Source organism: Neisseria sp. HMSC055H02 (genome assembly GCF_001813335.1).
GTDB classification, from domain to species: Bacteria; Pseudomonadota; Gammaproteobacteria; order Burkholderiales; family Neisseriaceae; genus Neisseria; species Neisseria sicca_C.
This window is the reverse complement of record NZ_KV812116.1, coordinates 14,820-31,219: the sequence shown is the minus strand read 5'-3', so window position 1 is coordinate 31,219 and position 16,400 is coordinate 14,820. Positions and strand designations below refer to the sequence as shown.

General features: G+C 53.4%; 13 protein-coding genes. 6 read left to right on the top strand and 7 right to left on the bottom strand.

Features of this window, described 5'->3' with window-relative positions; translation table 11 throughout:
- Nucleotides 1–69 precede the first annotated feature (69 nt).
- Nucleotides 70–822 (top strand): lysophospholipid acyltransferase family protein, encoded by a 753-nt coding sequence (locus tag HMPREF2907_RS08850; RefSeq protein ID WP_070682251.1) that lies wholly within the window; start codon nucleotides 70–72, stop codon nucleotides 820–822.
- 103 nt (nucleotides 823–925) lie between these two features.
- On the opposite strand, the gene groL is transcribed toward HMPREF2907_RS08850, so the two are convergent.
- Nucleotides 926–2,560 (bottom strand): chaperonin GroEL, encoded by a 1,635-nt coding sequence (groL, locus tag HMPREF2907_RS08845; RefSeq protein ID WP_003744506.1) that lies wholly within the window; start codon nucleotides 2,558–2,560, stop codon nucleotides 926–928.
- A gap of 105 nt (nucleotides 2,561–2,665) precedes the next feature.
- The gene (locus HMPREF2907_RS08840; RefSeq protein WP_002218094.1) at nucleotides 2,666–2,953 is read right to left on the bottom strand and encodes a co-chaperone GroES; all 288 of its coding nucleotides are present in this window, start codon (nucleotides 2,951–2,953) and stop codon (nucleotides 2,666–2,668) included.
- A 424-nt stretch (nucleotides 2,954–3,377) separates the two neighbouring features.
- Here HMPREF2907_RS08840 and fetA point away from each other — a divergent pair, with 424 nt between their 5' ends.
- Nucleotides 3,378–5,546, top strand: coding sequence for a TonB-dependent siderophore receptor FetA/FrpB (fetA, locus tag HMPREF2907_RS08835; protein WP_070682248.1), 2,169 nt, complete (start codon nucleotides 3,378–3,380; stop codon nucleotides 5,544–5,546).
- A gap of 212 nt (nucleotides 5,547–5,758) precedes the next feature.
- A complete protein-coding gene (locus HMPREF2907_RS08830; RefSeq protein ID WP_070682245.1) occupies nucleotides 5,759–6,718 on the top strand; it encodes a siderophore ABC transporter substrate-binding protein in 960 nt (319 codons plus the stop codon).
- A gap of 75 nt (nucleotides 6,719–6,793) precedes the next feature.
- Here HMPREF2907_RS08830 and HMPREF2907_RS08825 read toward each other — a convergent pair whose 3' ends face one another.
- Nucleotides 6,794–7,477: a 2,3-diphosphoglycerate-dependent phosphoglycerate mutase gene (locus tag HMPREF2907_RS08825; RefSeq protein WP_003744516.1), complete on the bottom strand. Its 684-nt coding sequence runs from the start codon at nucleotides 7,475–7,477 to the stop codon at nucleotides 6,794–6,796.
- A 183-nt stretch (nucleotides 7,478–7,660) separates the two neighbouring features.
- Between HMPREF2907_RS08825 and HMPREF2907_RS08820 the strand changes: the two genes are divergently transcribed.
- The 3 genes from HMPREF2907_RS08820 to katA all read left to right on the top strand — a co-directional run bounded on the left by HMPREF2907_RS08820 (nucleotide 7,661) and on the right by katA (nucleotide 11,453).
- Nucleotides 7,661–8,233, top strand: coding sequence for a UbiX family flavin prenyltransferase (locus HMPREF2907_RS08820; protein ID WP_070682242.1), 573 nt, complete (start codon nucleotides 7,661–7,663; stop codon nucleotides 8,231–8,233).
- 100 nt (nucleotides 8,234–8,333) lie between these two features.
- Nucleotides 8,334–9,626, top strand: a complete 1,293-nt coding sequence (locus tag HMPREF2907_RS08815; RefSeq protein ID WP_070682239.1) for a valine--pyruvate transaminase — start codon at nucleotides 8,334–8,336, stop codon at nucleotides 9,624–9,626.
- A 312-nt stretch (nucleotides 9,627–9,938) separates the two neighbouring features.
- Nucleotides 9,939–11,453 (top strand): catalase KatA, encoded by a 1,515-nt coding sequence (katA, locus tag HMPREF2907_RS08810; protein ID WP_070682236.1) that lies wholly within the window; start codon nucleotides 9,939–9,941, stop codon nucleotides 11,451–11,453.
- A gap of 191 nt (nucleotides 11,454–11,644) precedes the next feature.
- Here katA and glmS read toward each other — a convergent pair whose 3' ends face one another.
- The 4 genes from glmS to nrdR all read right to left on the bottom strand — a co-directional run bounded on the left by glmS (nucleotide 11,645) and on the right by nrdR (nucleotide 15,953).
- The gene (gene glmS, locus HMPREF2907_RS08805) at nucleotides 11,645–13,483 is read right to left on the bottom strand and encodes a glutamine--fructose-6-phosphate transaminase (isomerizing) (protein WP_070682233.1); all 1,839 of its coding nucleotides are present in this window, start codon (nucleotides 13,481–13,483) and stop codon (nucleotides 11,645–11,647) included.
- Between the two features lie 269 nt (nucleotides 13,484–13,752).
- The gene (gene ribD, locus HMPREF2907_RS08800) at nucleotides 13,753–14,850 is read right to left on the bottom strand and encodes a bifunctional diaminohydroxyphosphoribosylaminopyrimidine deaminase/5-amino-6-(5-phosphoribosylamino)uracil reductase RibD (protein ID WP_070682230.1); all 1,098 of its coding nucleotides are present in this window, start codon (nucleotides 14,848–14,850) and stop codon (nucleotides 13,753–13,755) included.
- Nucleotides 14,851–14,920: 70 nt separating this feature from the next.
- A complete protein-coding gene (locus HMPREF2907_RS08795; protein ID WP_318259102.1) occupies nucleotides 14,921–15,451 on the bottom strand; it encodes a hypothetical protein in 531 nt (176 codons plus the stop codon).
- Between the two features lie 40 nt (nucleotides 15,452–15,491).
- The gene (gene nrdR / locus HMPREF2907_RS08790) at nucleotides 15,492–15,953 is read right to left on the bottom strand and encodes a transcriptional regulator NrdR (protein ID WP_003776195.1); all 462 of its coding nucleotides are present in this window, start codon (nucleotides 15,951–15,953) and stop codon (nucleotides 15,492–15,494) included.
- Between the last annotated feature and the right edge of the window lie 447 nt (nucleotides 15,954–16,400).

Here is a 16,400-nt window from a genome sequence, read left to right as displayed (position 1 = left end):
CTGAAACCCTGTTTCGCCCCATTTCAAGCCCAAACAAGATTTCAGACGACCCATCCGACAGGTAAAAACATGCTCCTCATCCGCAACCTGACCTACTGGTTCATCCTCAGCACCAGCCTGATTTTACTTTTCCCCTTCATGCTCCTCGCCCTGCCCGTCCAAGGCGGCGCGCACAAAATGGCGCAGATCTGGGTACGCATCCTCAACTGGTCGCTCAAACACATCATCGGACTCAAATACCGCCTCATCGGTGCCGAAAACATCCCCGACCGCCCCTCCATCATCTGCGCCAAACACCAAAGCGGCTGGGAAACCCTCGCCCTGCAAGAAATCTTCCCTCCGCAGGTTTACGTCGCCAAACGCGAATTGTTCAAAATCCCCTTCTTCGGTTGGGGCCTGAAACTCGTCAAAACCATAGGCATAGACCGCAGCAACAGCCGCGAAGCCAGCAAACAACTGATGGAACAAGGCATGGCGCGCAAAAACGAAGGCTACTGGATTACCATTTTCCCCGAAGGCACACGCCTGCCGCCCGGCGAAAAAGGCCGCTACAAACTCGGCGGCGCGCGCATGGCGAAAATGTTTGAGATGGACATCGTCCCCGTCTCCCTCAACAGCGGCGAATTTTGGCCGAAAAATTCCTTCCTCAAACACCCCGGCACCATCACTGTCGTCATCCATCCCGTCATCCCCCACAGCAGCGGCACCGAAGCCGAATTGATGGCGGAATGCGAGAAACGGATTGAAACGCAACAACCCCTGATTGAAGGAAAAGGACCGTTTGCTGCAAAAAATAGGAAAGCAACAGCATCGCCATCATGATAAAAGGTCGTCTGAAAATCAGTTTTCAGACGACCTTCTTTGAAAGAAAAAACCTGCACGGTTGTCCGTGCAGGTTTTTGTTTGCGCTTAGGTTGGGACAACCTTACATCATGCCGCCCATACCACCCATGCCGCCCATATCAGGCATAGCCGGTTTTTCTTCAGGGATTTCGGCAATCATGCAATCGGTTGTCAGCATCAGACCGGCGATAGACGCGGCGTGTTGCAGTGCGGAGCGGGTTACTTTGGCGGGGTCGAGTACACCCATTTCGATCATGTCGCCGTATTCGCCGGAACCTGCGTTGTAACCGTAGTTGCCTTTGCCTTCCAACACTTTGTTCACGACTACGCTAGGCTCGCCGCCTGCGTTGGCAACGATTTGGCGCAGCGGAGACTCAACGGCACGCAAGACGATTTGTACGCCTGCGTCTTGGTCGGCATTGCCGGTGTGCAGGTTTTCCAAAGCGGCACGGGCACGCAACAGGGCTACGCCGCCGCCGGCAACCACGCCTTCTTCAACGGCTGCGCGGGTAGCGTGCAGCGCGTCTTCCACGCGGTCTTTTTTCTCTTTCATTTCGACTTCGGTAGCGGCACCGACTTTAATCACTGCCACGCCGCCTGCCAGTTTGGCAACGCGCTCTTGCAGTTTTTCTTTGTCGTAATCGCTGGTTGCGGTTTCGATTTGTTGGCGGATTTCGGCAACACGCGCTTCGATTTGGGCTGCGTCGCCAAAGCCGTCGATGATGGTGGTGTTTTCTTTACCGATCTCGATGCGTTTGGCTTGACCCAAGTCTTCCAAAGTGGCTTTTTCCAAAGACAGGCCGACTTCTTCGGCAATCACGGTGCCGCCGGTCAGAATGGCGATGTCTTGCAACATGGCTTTGCGGCGGTCGCCGAAGCCCGGGGCTTTCACGGCAACGGTTTTCAGGATGCCGCGGATGTTGTTCACGACCAAAGTCGCCAAGGCTTCGCCTTCTACGTCTTCAGCAATAATCAACAGCGGACGGCTGGCTTTTGCCACTTGTTCCAAAACAGGCAGCAGGTCGCGGATGTTGCTGATTTTTTTGTCGAACAGCAAAACAAACGGGTTGTCCAGCGCAGCGATTTGTTTTTCCGCGTCGTTGATGAAGTAAGGGGACAGGTAGCCGCGGTCGAACTGCATACCTTCGACGACATCCAATTCGTTTTCCAAAGATTTGCCGTCTTCAACGGTAATCACGCCTTCTTTGCCGACTTTTTCCATCGCTTCGGCAATAATCGCGCCGACTTGTTCGTCGGAGTTGGCGGAAATCGAGCCGACTTGGGCGATTTCTTTGGAAGTATCGCAAGGTTTGGCGATGTTTTTCAGCTCTTCAACCAAAGCGGCGACAGCTTTGTCGATACCGCGTTTCAGGTCGGTCGGGTTCATGCCGGCGGTAACGTATTTCATGCCTTCGGCTACGATGGCTTGCGCCAGTACGGTGGCGGTAGTCGTACCGTCGCCCGCTACGTCATTGGTTTTGGACGCCACTTCTTTCACCATTTGCGCGCCCATGTTTTCGAATTTGTCTTTCAATTCGATTTCTTTAGCGACGGTAACGCCGTCTTTGGTGATGTGCGGGCCGCCGAATGCGCGGTCAACCACTACGTTGCGACCTTTAGGACCCAAAGTTACGCGGACGGCGTTTGCCAGAGTGTTCACGCCGCTGACCATTTTTTGGCGGACTTCGTTACCGAACTGTACGTCTTTTGCTGCCATATTTTGATTCTCCTAATTTATTTAATACATTTGATTCTGTCTGAGGTCGTCTGAAAACCTTGTATGCCTTTTCAGACGACCTGTCGTTCTGAATGCACGGAATGTTTATTCGACAATACCGAAAATATCTTCTTCGCGCATCACCAACAGCTCTTCGCCGTCGGCTTTTACGGTTTGACCGCTGTATTTGCCGAAGATGATTTTGTCGCCGACTTTGACATCCAGCGGACGGCGCGCGCCGTCTTTACCGATTTTACCTGCACCCACGGCGATCACTTCGCCCATGTCGGGTTTTTCAGCGGCTGCGCCCGGCAAGACGATGCCTGATGCGGTTTTCTCTTCAGCTTCCAAGCGTTTGACGACGACGCGGTCGTGTAAAGGACGGATGGTCATGTTTTATGCTCCGATAAATAGTTTGAAAACAATCATCTGCCTTTATCCGGCAGATGCGGTTTGAAAAAGAAGGCGGCAAGTTTGTCAACAAACTTACCTTAACACAGCGGCAAATTAGGGTTTGTCCCGATAAATTCAAGGGAAGAAGTAAAAATTTTCTATGCGGGGTCGTCTGAAAACAGACATGACAAGTTGCGCACCATTCCTGCCTACTTTCAATGCTGATCAAGCAGACAGACATTTTCAGACGACCTTTTACAGACGGCGGGCTTCACATACTTCAATCAACAAAAAACCAAACATTATTGGCGCAAAACTATGCACACCTTTACAAAATAATATCCTACCTTTAAAATAAATAAAAATTATTATTAATAAATAATTTATCGATTAACTGAAACTTATCCAACAGAAGGAAATTTCCATGACTTCACCCCTGTTCCGCTTCAGCCTGCTTTCAATGGCACTCGCCGCCGGTTTTGCCCACGCGGAAAACGAAGCGAAAGAAAGCGTTACCCTTGATACGGTTACCGTAAAAGGTGACCGCCAAGGCAGCAAAATCAAAACTAATATCGTCACCCTTCGTCAAAAAGACGAAAACACGGCAACCGATTTGCGCGAATTGTTAAAAGAAGAACCTGCCATCGATTTCGGCGGCGGTAACGGCACATCCCAACACATGACCTTGCGCGGCATGGGTCAGAACTCTGTCGACATCAAGGTGGACAACGCCTATTCCGACAGCCAAATCCTTTACCACCAAGGCAGATTTATTATCGATCCCGCTTTGGTTAAAGTCGTTTCCGTACAAAAAGGCGCGGGTTCCGCCTCTGCCGGTATCGGCGCAACCAACGGCGCGATCATCGCCAAAACCGTCGATGCCCAAGACCTGCTCAAAGGCTTGGATAAAAACTGGGGCGTGCGCCTCAGCAGCGGCTATGCCTCTAATGACGGCGTAAACTACGGCGCAAGCGTATTCGGAAAAGAGGGCAACTTCGACGGTTTGTTCTCTTACAACCGCAACGATGAAAAAGATTACGAAGCAGGTAAAGGCTACAAAAGTCCCAACGGCGGCAAAACCGTACCTTACAGCGCACTGGACAAACGCAGCTACCTGGCCAAAATCGGAACAACCTTCGGCGACGGCGACCACCGCATCGTGTTGAGCCACATGAAAGACCAGCACCGGGGCATCCGTACTGTGCGTGAAGAGTTTACAATCTTCGAGTCCGACCCTGCAAAAGACAGGCAGAAACCCTCATACCGTGAAACTACCCAATCCAACACCAACTTGGAGTACACGGGTAAAAACCTGGGCTTTGTCGAAAAACTGAACGCCAACGCCTATGTGTTGGAAAACGAACGCTATTCCGCCGATGACAGCGGCAGCGGTTACGCAGGCAATGTGGTCGGCCCTAACCATACCCGAATCGCCACTCGTGGTGCGAACTTCAACTTCGACAGCCGCCTTGCCGAACAAACCCTGTTGAAATACGGTATCAACTACCGCCATCAGGAAATCGAGCCGCAAGCGTTTTTGAACAACGAATTTAAGATCTCCGGTAAGAAACCAGACCCAAAAGATCCTAAAAAAGAAATAGATAAGACCGATGAAGAAAAAGCGGAAGACAAGAAAGTTATGGATCTTGTCCATTCCTACAAACTGTCCAACCCGACCAAAACCGATACCGGCGCGTATATCGAAGCCATTCACGAAATTAACGGCTTTACCCTGACCGGCGGACTGCGTTACGACCGCTTCAAGGTGAAAACCCATGACGGCAAAACCGTTTCAAGCAGCAGCCTTAACCCGAGTTTCGGCGTGATTTGGCAGCCGCACGAACACTGGAGCTTCAGCGCAAGCCACAACTACGCCAGCCGCAGCCCGCGCCTGTATGACGCGCTGCAAACCCACGGCAAGCGCGGCATCATCTCGATTGCCGACGGCACCAAAGCCGAACGCGCGCGCAATACCGAAATCGGTTTCAACTACAACGACGGCACGTTTGCCGCAAACGGCAGCTACTTCTGGCAGACCATCAAAGACGCGCTTGCTAATCCGCAAAACCGCCACGACTCTGTCGCCATCCGTGAAGCCGTCAATGCCGGCTACATCAAAAACCACGGTTACGAATTGGGCGCGTCCTACCGCACCGGCGGCTTGACTGCCAAAGTCGGCGTAAGCCACAGCAAACCGCGTTTTTACGATACACACAAAGATAAATTGTTAAGCGCGAACCCCGAGTTTGGCGCACAAACCGGCCGCACTTGGACGGCTTCCCTTGCCTACCGCTTCCAAAATCCGAATCTGGAAATCGGCTGGCGCGGACGCTATGTTCAAAAAGCCGTGGGTTCGATATTGGTGGCAGGTCAAAAAGGTCGCGACGGCAAACTGGAAAACGTTGTACGCCAAGGTTTCGGTGTGAACGATGTCTTCGCCAACTGGAAACCATTGGGCAAAGACACGCTCAATATCAATCTTTCAGTTAACAACGTGTTCAACAAGTTCTACTATCCGCACAGTCAACGCTGGACCAATACCCTACCAGGTACCGGACGTGATGTACGCTTGGGCGTGAACTACCGCTTCTAAAAAGAGCGGGTAAAATACGGGCAGGTCGTCTGAATCAGCTTCGGTTTTCAGACGACCTGCCTGTCAATCAGATTTCTCAATCTGGCATTTTCCAAACTTTTTTGACAACGGCAGGATTGGAACAGGTATTTGATGCGAGCATCCGCTTTGCGGATTTTCAGACGACCCGTCCATATTATCTGCCCCGAACCCGACAACGGAGAAATTATCCCATGTTACGTTTAACTGCTTTAGCCGTATGCTGCGCCTTTGCTTTGGGCGCGTGTTCGCCGAAAGATTCCGCTTCAAACCAAAACGCCCAAACCGCTTCCGCAGCCCAAACCGAAGGCGCAGATTTGACCGTCAAAACGACGCGCGGCGACGCGAAAGTGCCGCAAAATCCTGAACGTATCGCCGTTTATGACTTGGGTATGCTCGATACTTTAAGCAAATTGGGCGTGAAAACCGGTTTGTCCGTCGATAAAAACCGACTGCCTTATTTGGACGAATATTTCAAAACAACAAAACCTGCCGGTACGCTGTTCGAGCCGGATTACGAAGCACTCAACGCCTACAAGCCGCAGCTCATCATCATCGGCAGCCGCGCAGCCAAAGCGTTTGACAAGTTGAACGCCATTGCGCCGACCATCGAGATGACCGCCGATACCGCCAACCTCAAAGACAGTGCCAAAGAGCGTATCGACGCGCTGGCGCAAATCTTCGGCAAACAGGCGGAAGCCGATAAGCTGAAAGCCGAAATCGACGCATCTTTCGACGCTGCGAAAACTGCCGCGCAAGGTAAAGGCAAAGGTTTGGTGATTTTGGTCAACGGCGGGAAAATGTCCGCCTTCGGACCGTCTTCACGACTGGGCGGCTGGCTGCACAAAGACATCGGCGTTCCGGCCGTTGACGAAGCCATCAAAGAAGGCAGCCACGGTCAGCCCGTCAGCTTCGAATACTTGAAAGAGAAAAATCCCGACTGGCTGTTTGTCCTTGACAGGGGCGCTGCCATCGGCGAAGAAGGACAGGCGGCGAAAGACGTGTTGAACAATCCGCTGGTCGCCGAAACAACCGCATGGAAAAAAGGACAAGTGGTTTACCTCGTTCCCGAAACCTACTTGGCGGCGGGCGGCGCGCAAGAATTGCTGAACGCTTCCAAACAGGTTACCGACGCGTTTAAGGCTGCGAAGTAATTTGATTTGATTAAAAAAAGGTCGTCTGAAACCACAAATCAGGGTTTCAGACGACCTTTTTATTATCCGCAAAGCTTACAGATAGAATTTTTCAACCACTTTCAAATTGTCGTCCAATTTGTACACCAGCGGCTGACCGGTCGGGATTTCCAAGCCCATGATGTCTTCGTCGGAAATGCCTTCGATGTGTTTTGCCAAGGCGCGCAGGGAGTTGCCGTGTGCGGCGACCAAGACGCGTTTGCCGCTGAGCAATGCAGGGGCGATTTGGTCTTCCCAAAACGGCAATACACGCTCCAAGGTAACTTTCAAATTTTCACCGTCGGGTACGACATCGGCGGGCAGGTTGGCATAGCGGCGGTCGTTGTGTGCGGAGAACGGATCTTTCGGGTCGAGCAGCGGCGGCAGGGTATCGTAGCTGCGGCGCCAGATGTGGACTTGCTCGTCGCCGTATTTTTCGGCGGTTTGTTTCTTGTCCAAACCTTGCAGTTGACCGTAGTGGCGTTCGTTCAGCCTCCAGCTTTTGATTTGCGGCACGAACAGTTGGTCGGATTCTTCCAAAACGATGTTGCAGGTTTTAATCGCGCGGGTCAGGACGGAAGTAAAGGCGATGTCGAACTCGTAGCCTTTTTCCTTCAGTTTTTTACCGGCGGCGGCAGCTTCGGCAAGCCCCTGCTCGCTCAGTTTCACGTCGCGCCAGCCCGTAAACAGGTTTTTTGCGTTCCATTCGCTTTGTCCGTGGCGGATAAATACCAATTCCATGTCGTATGCTCCAATTTGAGGTCGGTAGAAGGGCTTATTTATAACATATTTCGGCTGCTTCTGCCGAACCACCTCCCCTACCCTTGCCTTCAGTCAAACAGCTGCTTTTCAAAATATGAAACCTGCCTGTTAAGACGACCTGCTTTATAATGTTGCCAAAATACGCTTTTACGAAAGACTTTCATGACCCGACGTTTGATTATCGGCATCAGCGGAGCCAGCGGTTTCCAATACGGCATCAAGGCCTTGGCACTTTTGCGCGCACACGATGTCGAAACGCATTTGGTGGTATCCAAAAGCGCGGAAATGACGCGCGCGCTGGAAACACCATATGAGAAAGATGAACTCTACCGCCTTGCCGATGTCGTCCATCCGATAAACCATATAGGCTCCGCCATCGCCAGCGGTTCGTTCAAAACCGACGGGATGCTGATTGCCCCTTGCTCGATGCGCACGCTGGCCGCAGTCGCAAACGGCTTCGGCGACAACCTGCTGACACGCTCGGCGGACGTAGTCCTGAAAGAGCGCCGCCGCCTTGTGCTGATGGTGCGCGAAGCCCCGCTCAACCTTGCCCATCTGGACAATATGCGCCGCGTTACCGAAATGGGCGGCATCGTCTTCCCGCCTACCCCCGCCCTCTACCAGCAGCCGCAAACCATAGACGACATCATCACCCACAGCACCGCCCACGCGCTTTCACTTTTAGGTTTCGACACCGGCGCCGTACCCGAATGGACGGGCGGAACATCTTCCTAAATATCAAAGGTCGTCTGAAACCCGTTTTCAGGCTGGCAGGAGACCCCTCGACATATCAAGCTGATATAATCCCCGCCAATCATATTTACACGGAGTCATCATGCAGTTCTCGGCATTCGGCGAAAAATTCACGCAACACAGTGGCATCCTGCAACTTATGGACGACCTCGGCGACGCGCTCAAAAGCGATAAGCCCGTCAACATGCTCGGCGGCGGCAATCCGGCGCGGATCGCCGAAGTCAATGCCGTGTTCGCCGACGTATTTTCCAAGCTGGCGGCGGAACACGCCGTCGAGAACATCGGCAACTACTCCAACCCCCAAGGCGATGCCGCGCTGATTGACGCGTTGACCGCCTTCCTCAACCGCGAATACGGCTGGAACCTGACTGCCGACAATATCGCGCTGACCAACGGTTCGCAGAACGCGTTTTTCTATCTTTTCAACCTCTTCGGCGGCAAATTCAATCTTTCAGACGGCCTCTCGACTGAAAAAGCCATCCTGCTGCCGCTCGCGCCCGAATACATCGGCTATGCCGACGTGCATGTCGAAGGGCAGCACTTTGTTTCCGTCAAACCGAAAATCGAAGCTGTCGAACACGAAGGCGAAGCAGGCTTCTTCAAATACCGCGTGGACTTTGACGCGCTGGAAAGCCTGCCCGAACTCAAAGCGGGCAAAATTGGCGCGATTTGCTGTTCACGCCCGACCAATCCGACCGGCAACGTGCTGACCGACGGCGAAATGGCGCGGCTGGACGCTTTGGCGCAAGAACACGGCATTCCGCTGATTATCGACAACGCCTACGGAATGCCGTTCCCCAACATTATTTACAGCGATGTCACGCTGAATTGGCACGAAAACATCATCCTTTGCTTCAGCCTTTCCAAAGTCGGCCTGCCGGGCGTGCGCACCGGCATCATCGTCGCCACGCCCGAAGTCGTCAAAGCCGTCAGCAGCCTGAACGCGATTGTGAACCTGTCGCCCACCCGCTTCGGCGCAGCCATCGCAACACCGCTGTTGCAGGACGGTCGTCTGAAACAGCTTTCAGACGACGTCATCCGGCCGTTTTACCGCAATCAGGCGCAAACCGCCGTCTCGCTGCTCAAGCGCGAGCTGGGCGCGTATCCGCTGAAAATCCACAAACCCGAAGGCGCGATTTTCCTGTGGCTCTGGTTTGAAAACCTGCCCGTTTCATCGCAAACCCTGTACGAAATGCTCAAAGCCGAAGGCACGCTGATTATTCCGGGCGAACATTTCTTCGTCGGCATCGACACGCAGGATTACCCGCACGCCCACGAGTGCATCCGCATGAGCATCGCGCAGGATGCTCAAATGCTGGAAAAAGGCATCGCCGCCATCGGCAGGGTGATGCGCGGTTTGTACGATGAGGCGTAAACGGTAAAGCTGATAGAAGTCAAAAGGTCGTCTGAAAACAGTTTCAGACGACCTTTTTTACTTTTTTATTTGGTGTTCTTGCGTGATAATGGGAACTCGGCGAACAAGCAATTTTCATCAATAATAACAATATTAAATTGAATCCATAGTTCCAATAGCAAAATCCTTTCTGTATATTATATATTTTAGTTTAAATAAAACATAATTTTAATATCGATATATTAAAATTATTCACACAAACAAACCGACTGCGAATATGCCTTTGGGCAAATCGTTTCATAAACCACTGACCATTTCATAAAGGAAATCATCATGACTGACTCCAAATGCCCGGTAACCCACCTGACTATGGGCAACGGCGCGCCCGTTGCCGACAACCAAAACAGCCTGACCGCAGGTCCGCGCGGTCCGTTGCTGTCTCAGGATTTGTGGCTGAATGAAAAACTCGGCGATTTCGTGCGCGAAGTGATTCCCGAGCGCCGTATGCACGCCAAAGGTTCGGGCGCGTTCGGTACGTTCACCGTGACGCACGACATCACGAAATACACCCGCGCCAAAATCTTCAGCGAAGTCGGCAAGAAAACCGAGATGTTCGCCCGTTTCACCGCCGTTGCGGCAGAGAGAGGCGGTGCCGATGCCGAACGCGACGTCCGCGGCTTTGCGTTGAAGTTCTATACCGAAGAAGGCAACTGGGACATGGTCGGTAATAACACGCCCGTCTTCTTCATGCGCGACCCGCGCAAATTCCCCGACCTGAACAAGGCCGTCAAACGCGACCCGCGCACCAATATGCGCTCCGCAAAAAACAACTGGGACTTCTGGACGCTGCTGCCCGAAGCGCTGCACCAAGTTACCATCATTATGAGCGACCGCGGCATCCCCGCCAGCTACCGCCATATGCACGGCTTCGGTTCGCATACTTACAGCTTTTGGAACGAGGCGGGCGAACGTTTTTGGGTGAAATTCCATTTCCTCACCCAACAAGGCATTAAAAACCTGACCGACGATGAAGCCGCGAAAATCATCGGAGACGACCGCGACAGCCACCAACGCGACCTGTACGAAGCCATCGAACGCGGCGAGTTTCCGAAATGGACGATGTTCATCCAAGTCATGCCCGAGGCGGATGCGGAAAAAGTGCCGTACCATCCTTTCGACCTGACCAAAGTTTGGCCGAAAAAAGACTATCCGCTGATTGAAGTGGGTGAATTCGAGTTGAACCGCAACCCCGAAAACTTCTTTGCCGATGTGGAACAATCCGCTTTTGCACCGAGCAACTTGGTTCCCGGCATCGGCGCCAGCCCTGACAAAATGCTGCAAGCCCGTCTGTTCAATTACGCCGACGCGCAACGCTACCGCTTAGGGGTGAACTTCCGCCAAATCCCCGTCAACCGCCCGCGTTGCCCCGTACACAGCAACCAGCGCGACGGGCAAGGCCGCGTCGACGGCAACTACGGCAGCCTGCCGCACTACGAACCCAACAGCTTCGGCCAATGGCAGGAGCAGCCCGACTTCGCCGAACCGCCTTTGAAAATCAACGGCGACGCGGCGCACTGGGACTACCGTCAAGACGATGACGACTACTTCAGCCAACCGCGCGCCTTGTTTAACCTGATGAGCGACGCGCAGAAACAGGCTTTGTTCGACAACACTGCCGCCGCCATGGACGACGCGCCCGACTTCATCAAATACCGCCACATCCGCAACTGCCACAGTTGCGACCCCGCCTACGGCGAAGGCGTGGCGAAAGCCTTGGGGTTGACCGTTGAAGATGCGAAAGCCGCCCGCGCAACCGACCCCGCATTGGGTCAGCCCGGTTTGCTGTAAATGGGAGGAGCCATGTGGATAGAGATTGAAGAATGGTTATCCCACGCAATCCGATACCGCAAACCGCTGACTTAGGCGTGATACGCAAATAAGGAAGTATTGTTAAGCATCCTTTTGGGATTGATTGAAAAGGTCGTCTGAAAACTTGGTTTCCTAGTTTTCAGACGACCTTTTACCGTTCAAATCGGGCTTTATTCAACCGTAACCGATTTCGCCAGGTTGCGCGGTTTGTCCACGTCCGTGCCGCGTGCGAGGGCGGCGTGGTAGGACAAGAGCTGCACGGGGATGGTGTGCACGATCGGAGAGAGTACGCCGACGTGGCGCGGGGCGCGGATGACGTGCACGCCGTCGGTGGCGTTGAAATTGCTGTCCAAATCGGCGAAGACGAAGAGTTCGCCGCCGCGTGCGCCGACTTCCTGCATATTGGCTTTGACTTTGTCCAACAAGCCGTCGTTCGGCGCGATGACGACGACGGGCATGTTTTCGTCCACCAATGCCAGCGGGCCGTGTTTCAATTCGCCTGCGGGATAGGCTTCGGCGTGGATGTAGGTGATTTCTTTCAGCTTCAACGCGCCTTCGAGGGCAATCGGGAAGTGGATGCCGCGGCCCAAAAACAGTGCGCTGTTTTTCTTGGCAAATTTTTGCGCCCACGCGGCGATTTGCGGCTCAAGGTTGAGAACGTGTTGGATGCTGCCGGGCAGTTGGCGCAGTTCTTCGACGTATTCGCGCGCTTTTTCGGCGGAAACCAAACCGCGCTGTTTGCCCAGCGTCACCGCCAAGCCAAACAATACAACCAGTTGTGTGGTGAACGCTTTGGTGGAGGCGACGCCGATTTCTGCACCGGCGCGGGTGTACAGTACCAATTCGCTTTCGCGCGGCAGGGCGGATTCCATGACGTTGCAGATGGACAGGCTGTGTTTGTGCCCTAAGGATTTCGCGTATTTCAGGGCCTCCATCGTGTCCAAGGTTTCGCCGGATTGGGAGATGGTGATGATCAGTTGTTTCGGATCGGCAATCACGTCGCGGTAGCGGTATTCGCTGGCGATTTCGACGTCGGTCGGGACTTTGGCGATGGATTCGAACCAGTATTTGGCGGTCAGCGCGGCGTAGTAGGACGTGCCGCAGGCAAGGATTTTGATGCTGTGGATGTCGTCGAACACTTCGCGTGCGTTTGCGCCGAAGTTTTCGGGTTCGAAGCCGCCGTCAAGGAAGACTTCGGCGGTATCGGCGATGGCGCGCGGCTGTTCGTGGATTTCTTTCTGCATGAAGTGGCTGTATGGGCCCAACTCCAGCGAAGCGAGCGACAACTCGGATACTTTGACTTTGCGTTGGGTTTCGGCACCGGTTTTGTCAATCAGTTTGTCGATGCCGTTCGCGCTCAATACGGCGATGTCGCCGTCTTCCAAATAGGCGATGCGGCGGGTGAAGGCGATGACGGCGGATACGTCGGAGGCAATGAAGGTTTCTTGGTCGCCCAATGCCACCAAGAGCGGGCAGCCCATGCGTGCGACCACCATTTCTTCAGGTTTGTCCTGCGCCATCACGGCGATGGCGTACGCGCCGTGGAAACGGGCGGCGGCGGCGCGGACGGCTTCAAACAGTTTGCCGCCGTTTTGGGTGTATTCGTGATTGACGCTGTGGGCAATGACTTCGGTGTCGGTTTGCGATTCGAAGGTGTAGCCTAAGGATTGGAGGCGTTCGCGTTCGGCTTCGAAGTTTTCGATGATGCCGTTGTGGACGACGGCAATCATGCCGCCGGAGATGTGGGGGTGGGCGTTGGGTTCGGTTACGCCGCCGTGGGTCGCCCAGCGGGTATGGCCGATGCCGATATGGCCGAACACGCCTTTTTCGCGCGCGGCATCCTCCATCAGCTGCACGCGGCCGACACGGCGCACACGCTTGATTTTGCCGTCCATATTCACGGCGATACCCGACGAGTCGTAACCCCGATATTCAAGGCGTTTAAGACCGTCGGTCAGAAAATCGACTACATTGTGATTGGCGCGGATGGCGCCGACGATACCGCACATATAAGTTCCTTAGTATCTAAAGTTGAAAAAAGACAAGACGCCGGCTTCCGTACGCCTTGCCCGCGCATTATATCAGAACAAAATATATCATACTGAATTTTAAAGAAATTAACATTTTTAAACTATAACTACGGCTGCTATTTCCTCATATTCAACAGTTTAAAAAACTTTTTCAAAATTTCGGACTGTCTCCTGTCTCATGCTCTAATACTCAAAAAAATTGGAACCATCTTGGATTCTGAAAACGACCCCAAACCCCAATCATCAGCCTATTTTTTACGCAAAACCCATTTTACGTCCTGCCCGATCAGCTCTACCGAACGGCTTTCCCACCCGCCTTCCGAAGTCAAAACGGTGGGGTTGGCGGGGAGGGTGAGCAGGTTTCTGCCTTCGCCTAAGATTTTCGGTGCTTGGTACAACACGATTTCGTCTGCCAAGCCTGATTGGATAAAGGCGGAGGTCATTGTCGCGCCCGCTTCGACCATAATTTCGCCGTAGCCCAGTTCTGCCAATTGGGGCAGCAGTGCGGCAAGGTCTATACGTCCGGCGGCGTTTTCAGACGACCTCAAGAGGCGGATATGATTGAACGCGCGGTATGGTTTGAGGCGTTCTTCATCATTAACGGCGGTTACGATGACGGTGGGGCTGAGGTCGTCTGAAACCATGTGGCTGTTCAACGGCGTTTGCAGTTTGCTGTCCAACACGATACGCGCAGGTTGGCGCAGTGTCGGGAAGGTGCGGACGTTGAGGCGCGGGTTGTCGGCAAGCACCGTGCCGATGCCGGTTAAGACGGCGCAGCTTTCCGCGCGTAAGGTTTGTACGTCCGCCCTTGCGGCTTCGCCGGTAATCCAGTAGCTGCGTCCGTCGGCGAGTGCGGTTTTGCCGTCCAGGCTGGCGGCACATTTGATGCGGACAAACGGGCGGCCGCGTTCGATACGGGAAAGGAAGCCGCGGTTGAGTTCGCGCGCTTCGGTTTCCAGCAAACCGCTTTCGGTGCGGATGCCTGCGGCTTCGAGCATTGCCAAACCTTTGCCTGCCACCAGAGGATTGGGGTCGGTCATGGCGGCGACCACACGCGACACGCCCGAACCGATCAGGGCTTCGGCGCAGGGCGGCGTACGGCCGTAATGGCTGCACGGTTCGAGCGTCACATAAGCCGTCGCCTCGCGCGCCATTTCGCCCGCCTGCCGCAGCGCATGAACTTCGGCATGCGGTTCGCCCGCTTTGACATGAAATCCCTGCCCGACGATTTGGCTGCCGTGTGCAATCACGCAGCCGACGCGCGGGTTGGGGGAAGTGGAAAAACGCCCGAGCCTCGCAAGGGCAAGGGCGTTTTGCATCATTTGGGTATCAATGCAATCAAACATAACTTGGATTTCTTAAAGTTTTCCGTTTTCAGACGACCTTTTCTTTCGCCGTATTCCGTTCGTCAACTCATTAACGCGACAAGCTCAATTCTTTCAATACTTCCGACAATTCCTTCTGACCCGCGTGATGGCTGTACGCGCAAACGGTATAAATATTGGCTTCGTGAATGGCGATGCAATATTGGTTGAACTTTCCTTGCCGGTCTTCTCGGTCGGTTTGGTAATTCATGCGGTTGTCGGTGGCGATGCCGACGCGGACATTTTGAGTCTCGTCCGATTGCAGGACGTTTTGAAGTTCGGTGAAATAGGCTTTGGCATCCGTTTGCGCCGGACCGTTGTTCGCCGCATAAATAGTAATGCGCGCTTCAGGGTCGTGTTGGAGCAGAATCAGGTTGGAGGCGGGAACGTTTTTCGGATGGCGGGCGGAATCGGCGATGATGTCGGTGAAGTGGCTGTTGTGAACAGAGATGGAAATTTTGCCGTCCATGCTCGTCAGCGTTTGAACCGTATCGGAGGCGGCTTTCGACACCGCATCGCCCTGTTCGGGGCTGCAGGCGGCAAGGCAGAATAGTGCGGCGGCTACGGATAAAACTCTTTTCATAAACATCCTCTTCATCATCAACACACCGCTTTCAGACGACCTATTTCCCGTCAGTCTGCACCAGCGTGGCGATTGCCTGAGTAAACTCGGACACGTCGTTGAAACTTTTATACACGGACGCAAAACGGACATAGGCGACCTGATCGATTTTTGCCAATTCCTCCATCGCCATTTCCCCCACCATGCGCGACGGCACTTCCTTGTTGCCCGACTGATACAGACGCTGCTCAATCAGCGCGACCGTTTCATCGATTTTTTCCTGGGCAATCGGGCGTTTGTGCAAAGCCCGTTCCAAACTGGTTCTCAGCTTGTGCGGATTAAACGCCACGCGCGTACCGTTGGATTTAATCACCTGCGGCATCCGCATTTCGACCGTTTCAAACGTACTGAACCGCTGCCCGCACTCCACGCAACGGCGGCGGCGGCGGATACTGTTCGTCTCTTCCAAGAGCCGCGAATCAGTGACTTGAGTATTGGGATGCTGACAAAACGGACATTTCATAAGTTTTTGAATTTATTTGTTTGTGAAACGGAATTGTAGCCGATTGAGTTATTCCCGTATAGTCGGTAGGTTTATTGAGGGTTGAAGAGGTCGTCTGAAAACGGAAATTCGAGCTTTCAGACGACCCTGCAGGAAATAATATGCGGTGCCAATTTCTGATTTTATTCTTTCCTATTTTGCAGTGCTACAATGCATCGAATGACGCATACTGACTTGTATGAGTTGTAGCTCCCTTTCTCATTTCGCAGTGCTACAATCGAGAACGCCATCGCCCGCTACATAAAACGGTTGTAGCTCCCTTTCTCATTTCGCAGTGCTACAATATAAGAACTTCCGAAAACAAAGAAGAAAAAGTTGTAGCTCCCTTTCTCATTTCGCAGTGCTACAATATAAACCATCATTGCCGCCATAAAATAGGCGTTGTAGCTCCCTTTCTCATTTCGCAGT

Bases quoted from the DNA above. Each gene is read 5' to 3' on its own strand.
- katA (WP_070682236.1), top strand. From the start codon at position 9,939: ATGACTGACTCCAAATGCCCGGTAACCCACCTGACTATGGGCAACGGC.
- HMPREF2907_RS08815 (WP_070682239.1), top strand. From the start codon at position 8,334: ATGCAGTTCTCGGCATTCGGCGAAAAATTCACGCAACACAGTGGCATC.
- HMPREF2907_RS08830 (WP_070682245.1), top strand. From the start codon at position 5,759: ATGTTACGTTTAACTGCTTTAGCCGTATGCTGCGCCTTTGCTTTGGGC.
- nrdR (WP_003776195.1), bottom strand. From the start codon at position 15,953: ATGAAATGTCCGTTTTGTCAGCATCCCAATACTCAAGTCACTGATTCG.
- ribD (WP_070682230.1), bottom strand. From the start codon at position 14,850: ATGTTTGATTGCATTGATACCCAAATGATGCAAAACGCCCTTGCCCTT.
- glmS (WP_070682233.1), bottom strand. From the start codon at position 13,483: ATGTGCGGTATCGTCGGCGCCATCCGCGCCAATCACAATGTAGTCGAT.
- fetA (WP_070682248.1), top strand. From the start codon at position 3,378: ATGACTTCACCCCTGTTCCGCTTCAGCCTGCTTTCAATGGCACTCGCC.
- groL (WP_003744506.1), bottom strand. From the start codon at position 2,560: ATGGCAGCAAAAGACGTACAGTTCGGTAACGAAGTCCGCCAAAAAATG.
- HMPREF2907_RS08825 (WP_003744516.1), bottom strand. From the start codon at position 7,477: ATGGAATTGGTATTTATCCGCCACGGACAAAGCGAATGGAACGCAAAA.
- HMPREF2907_RS08850 (WP_070682251.1), top strand. From the start codon at position 70: ATGCTCCTCATCCGCAACCTGACCTACTGGTTCATCCTCAGCACCAGC.
- HMPREF2907_RS08840 (WP_002218094.1), bottom strand. From the start codon at position 2,953: ATGACCATCCGTCCTTTACACGACCGCGTCGTCGTCAAACGCTTGGAA.
- HMPREF2907_RS08795 (WP_318259102.1), bottom strand. From the start codon at position 15,451: ATGAAAAGAGTTTTATCCGTAGCCGCCGCACTATTCTGCCTTGCCGCC.
- HMPREF2907_RS08820 (WP_070682242.1), top strand. From the start codon at position 7,661: ATGACCCGACGTTTGATTATCGGCATCAGCGGAGCCAGCGGTTTCCAA.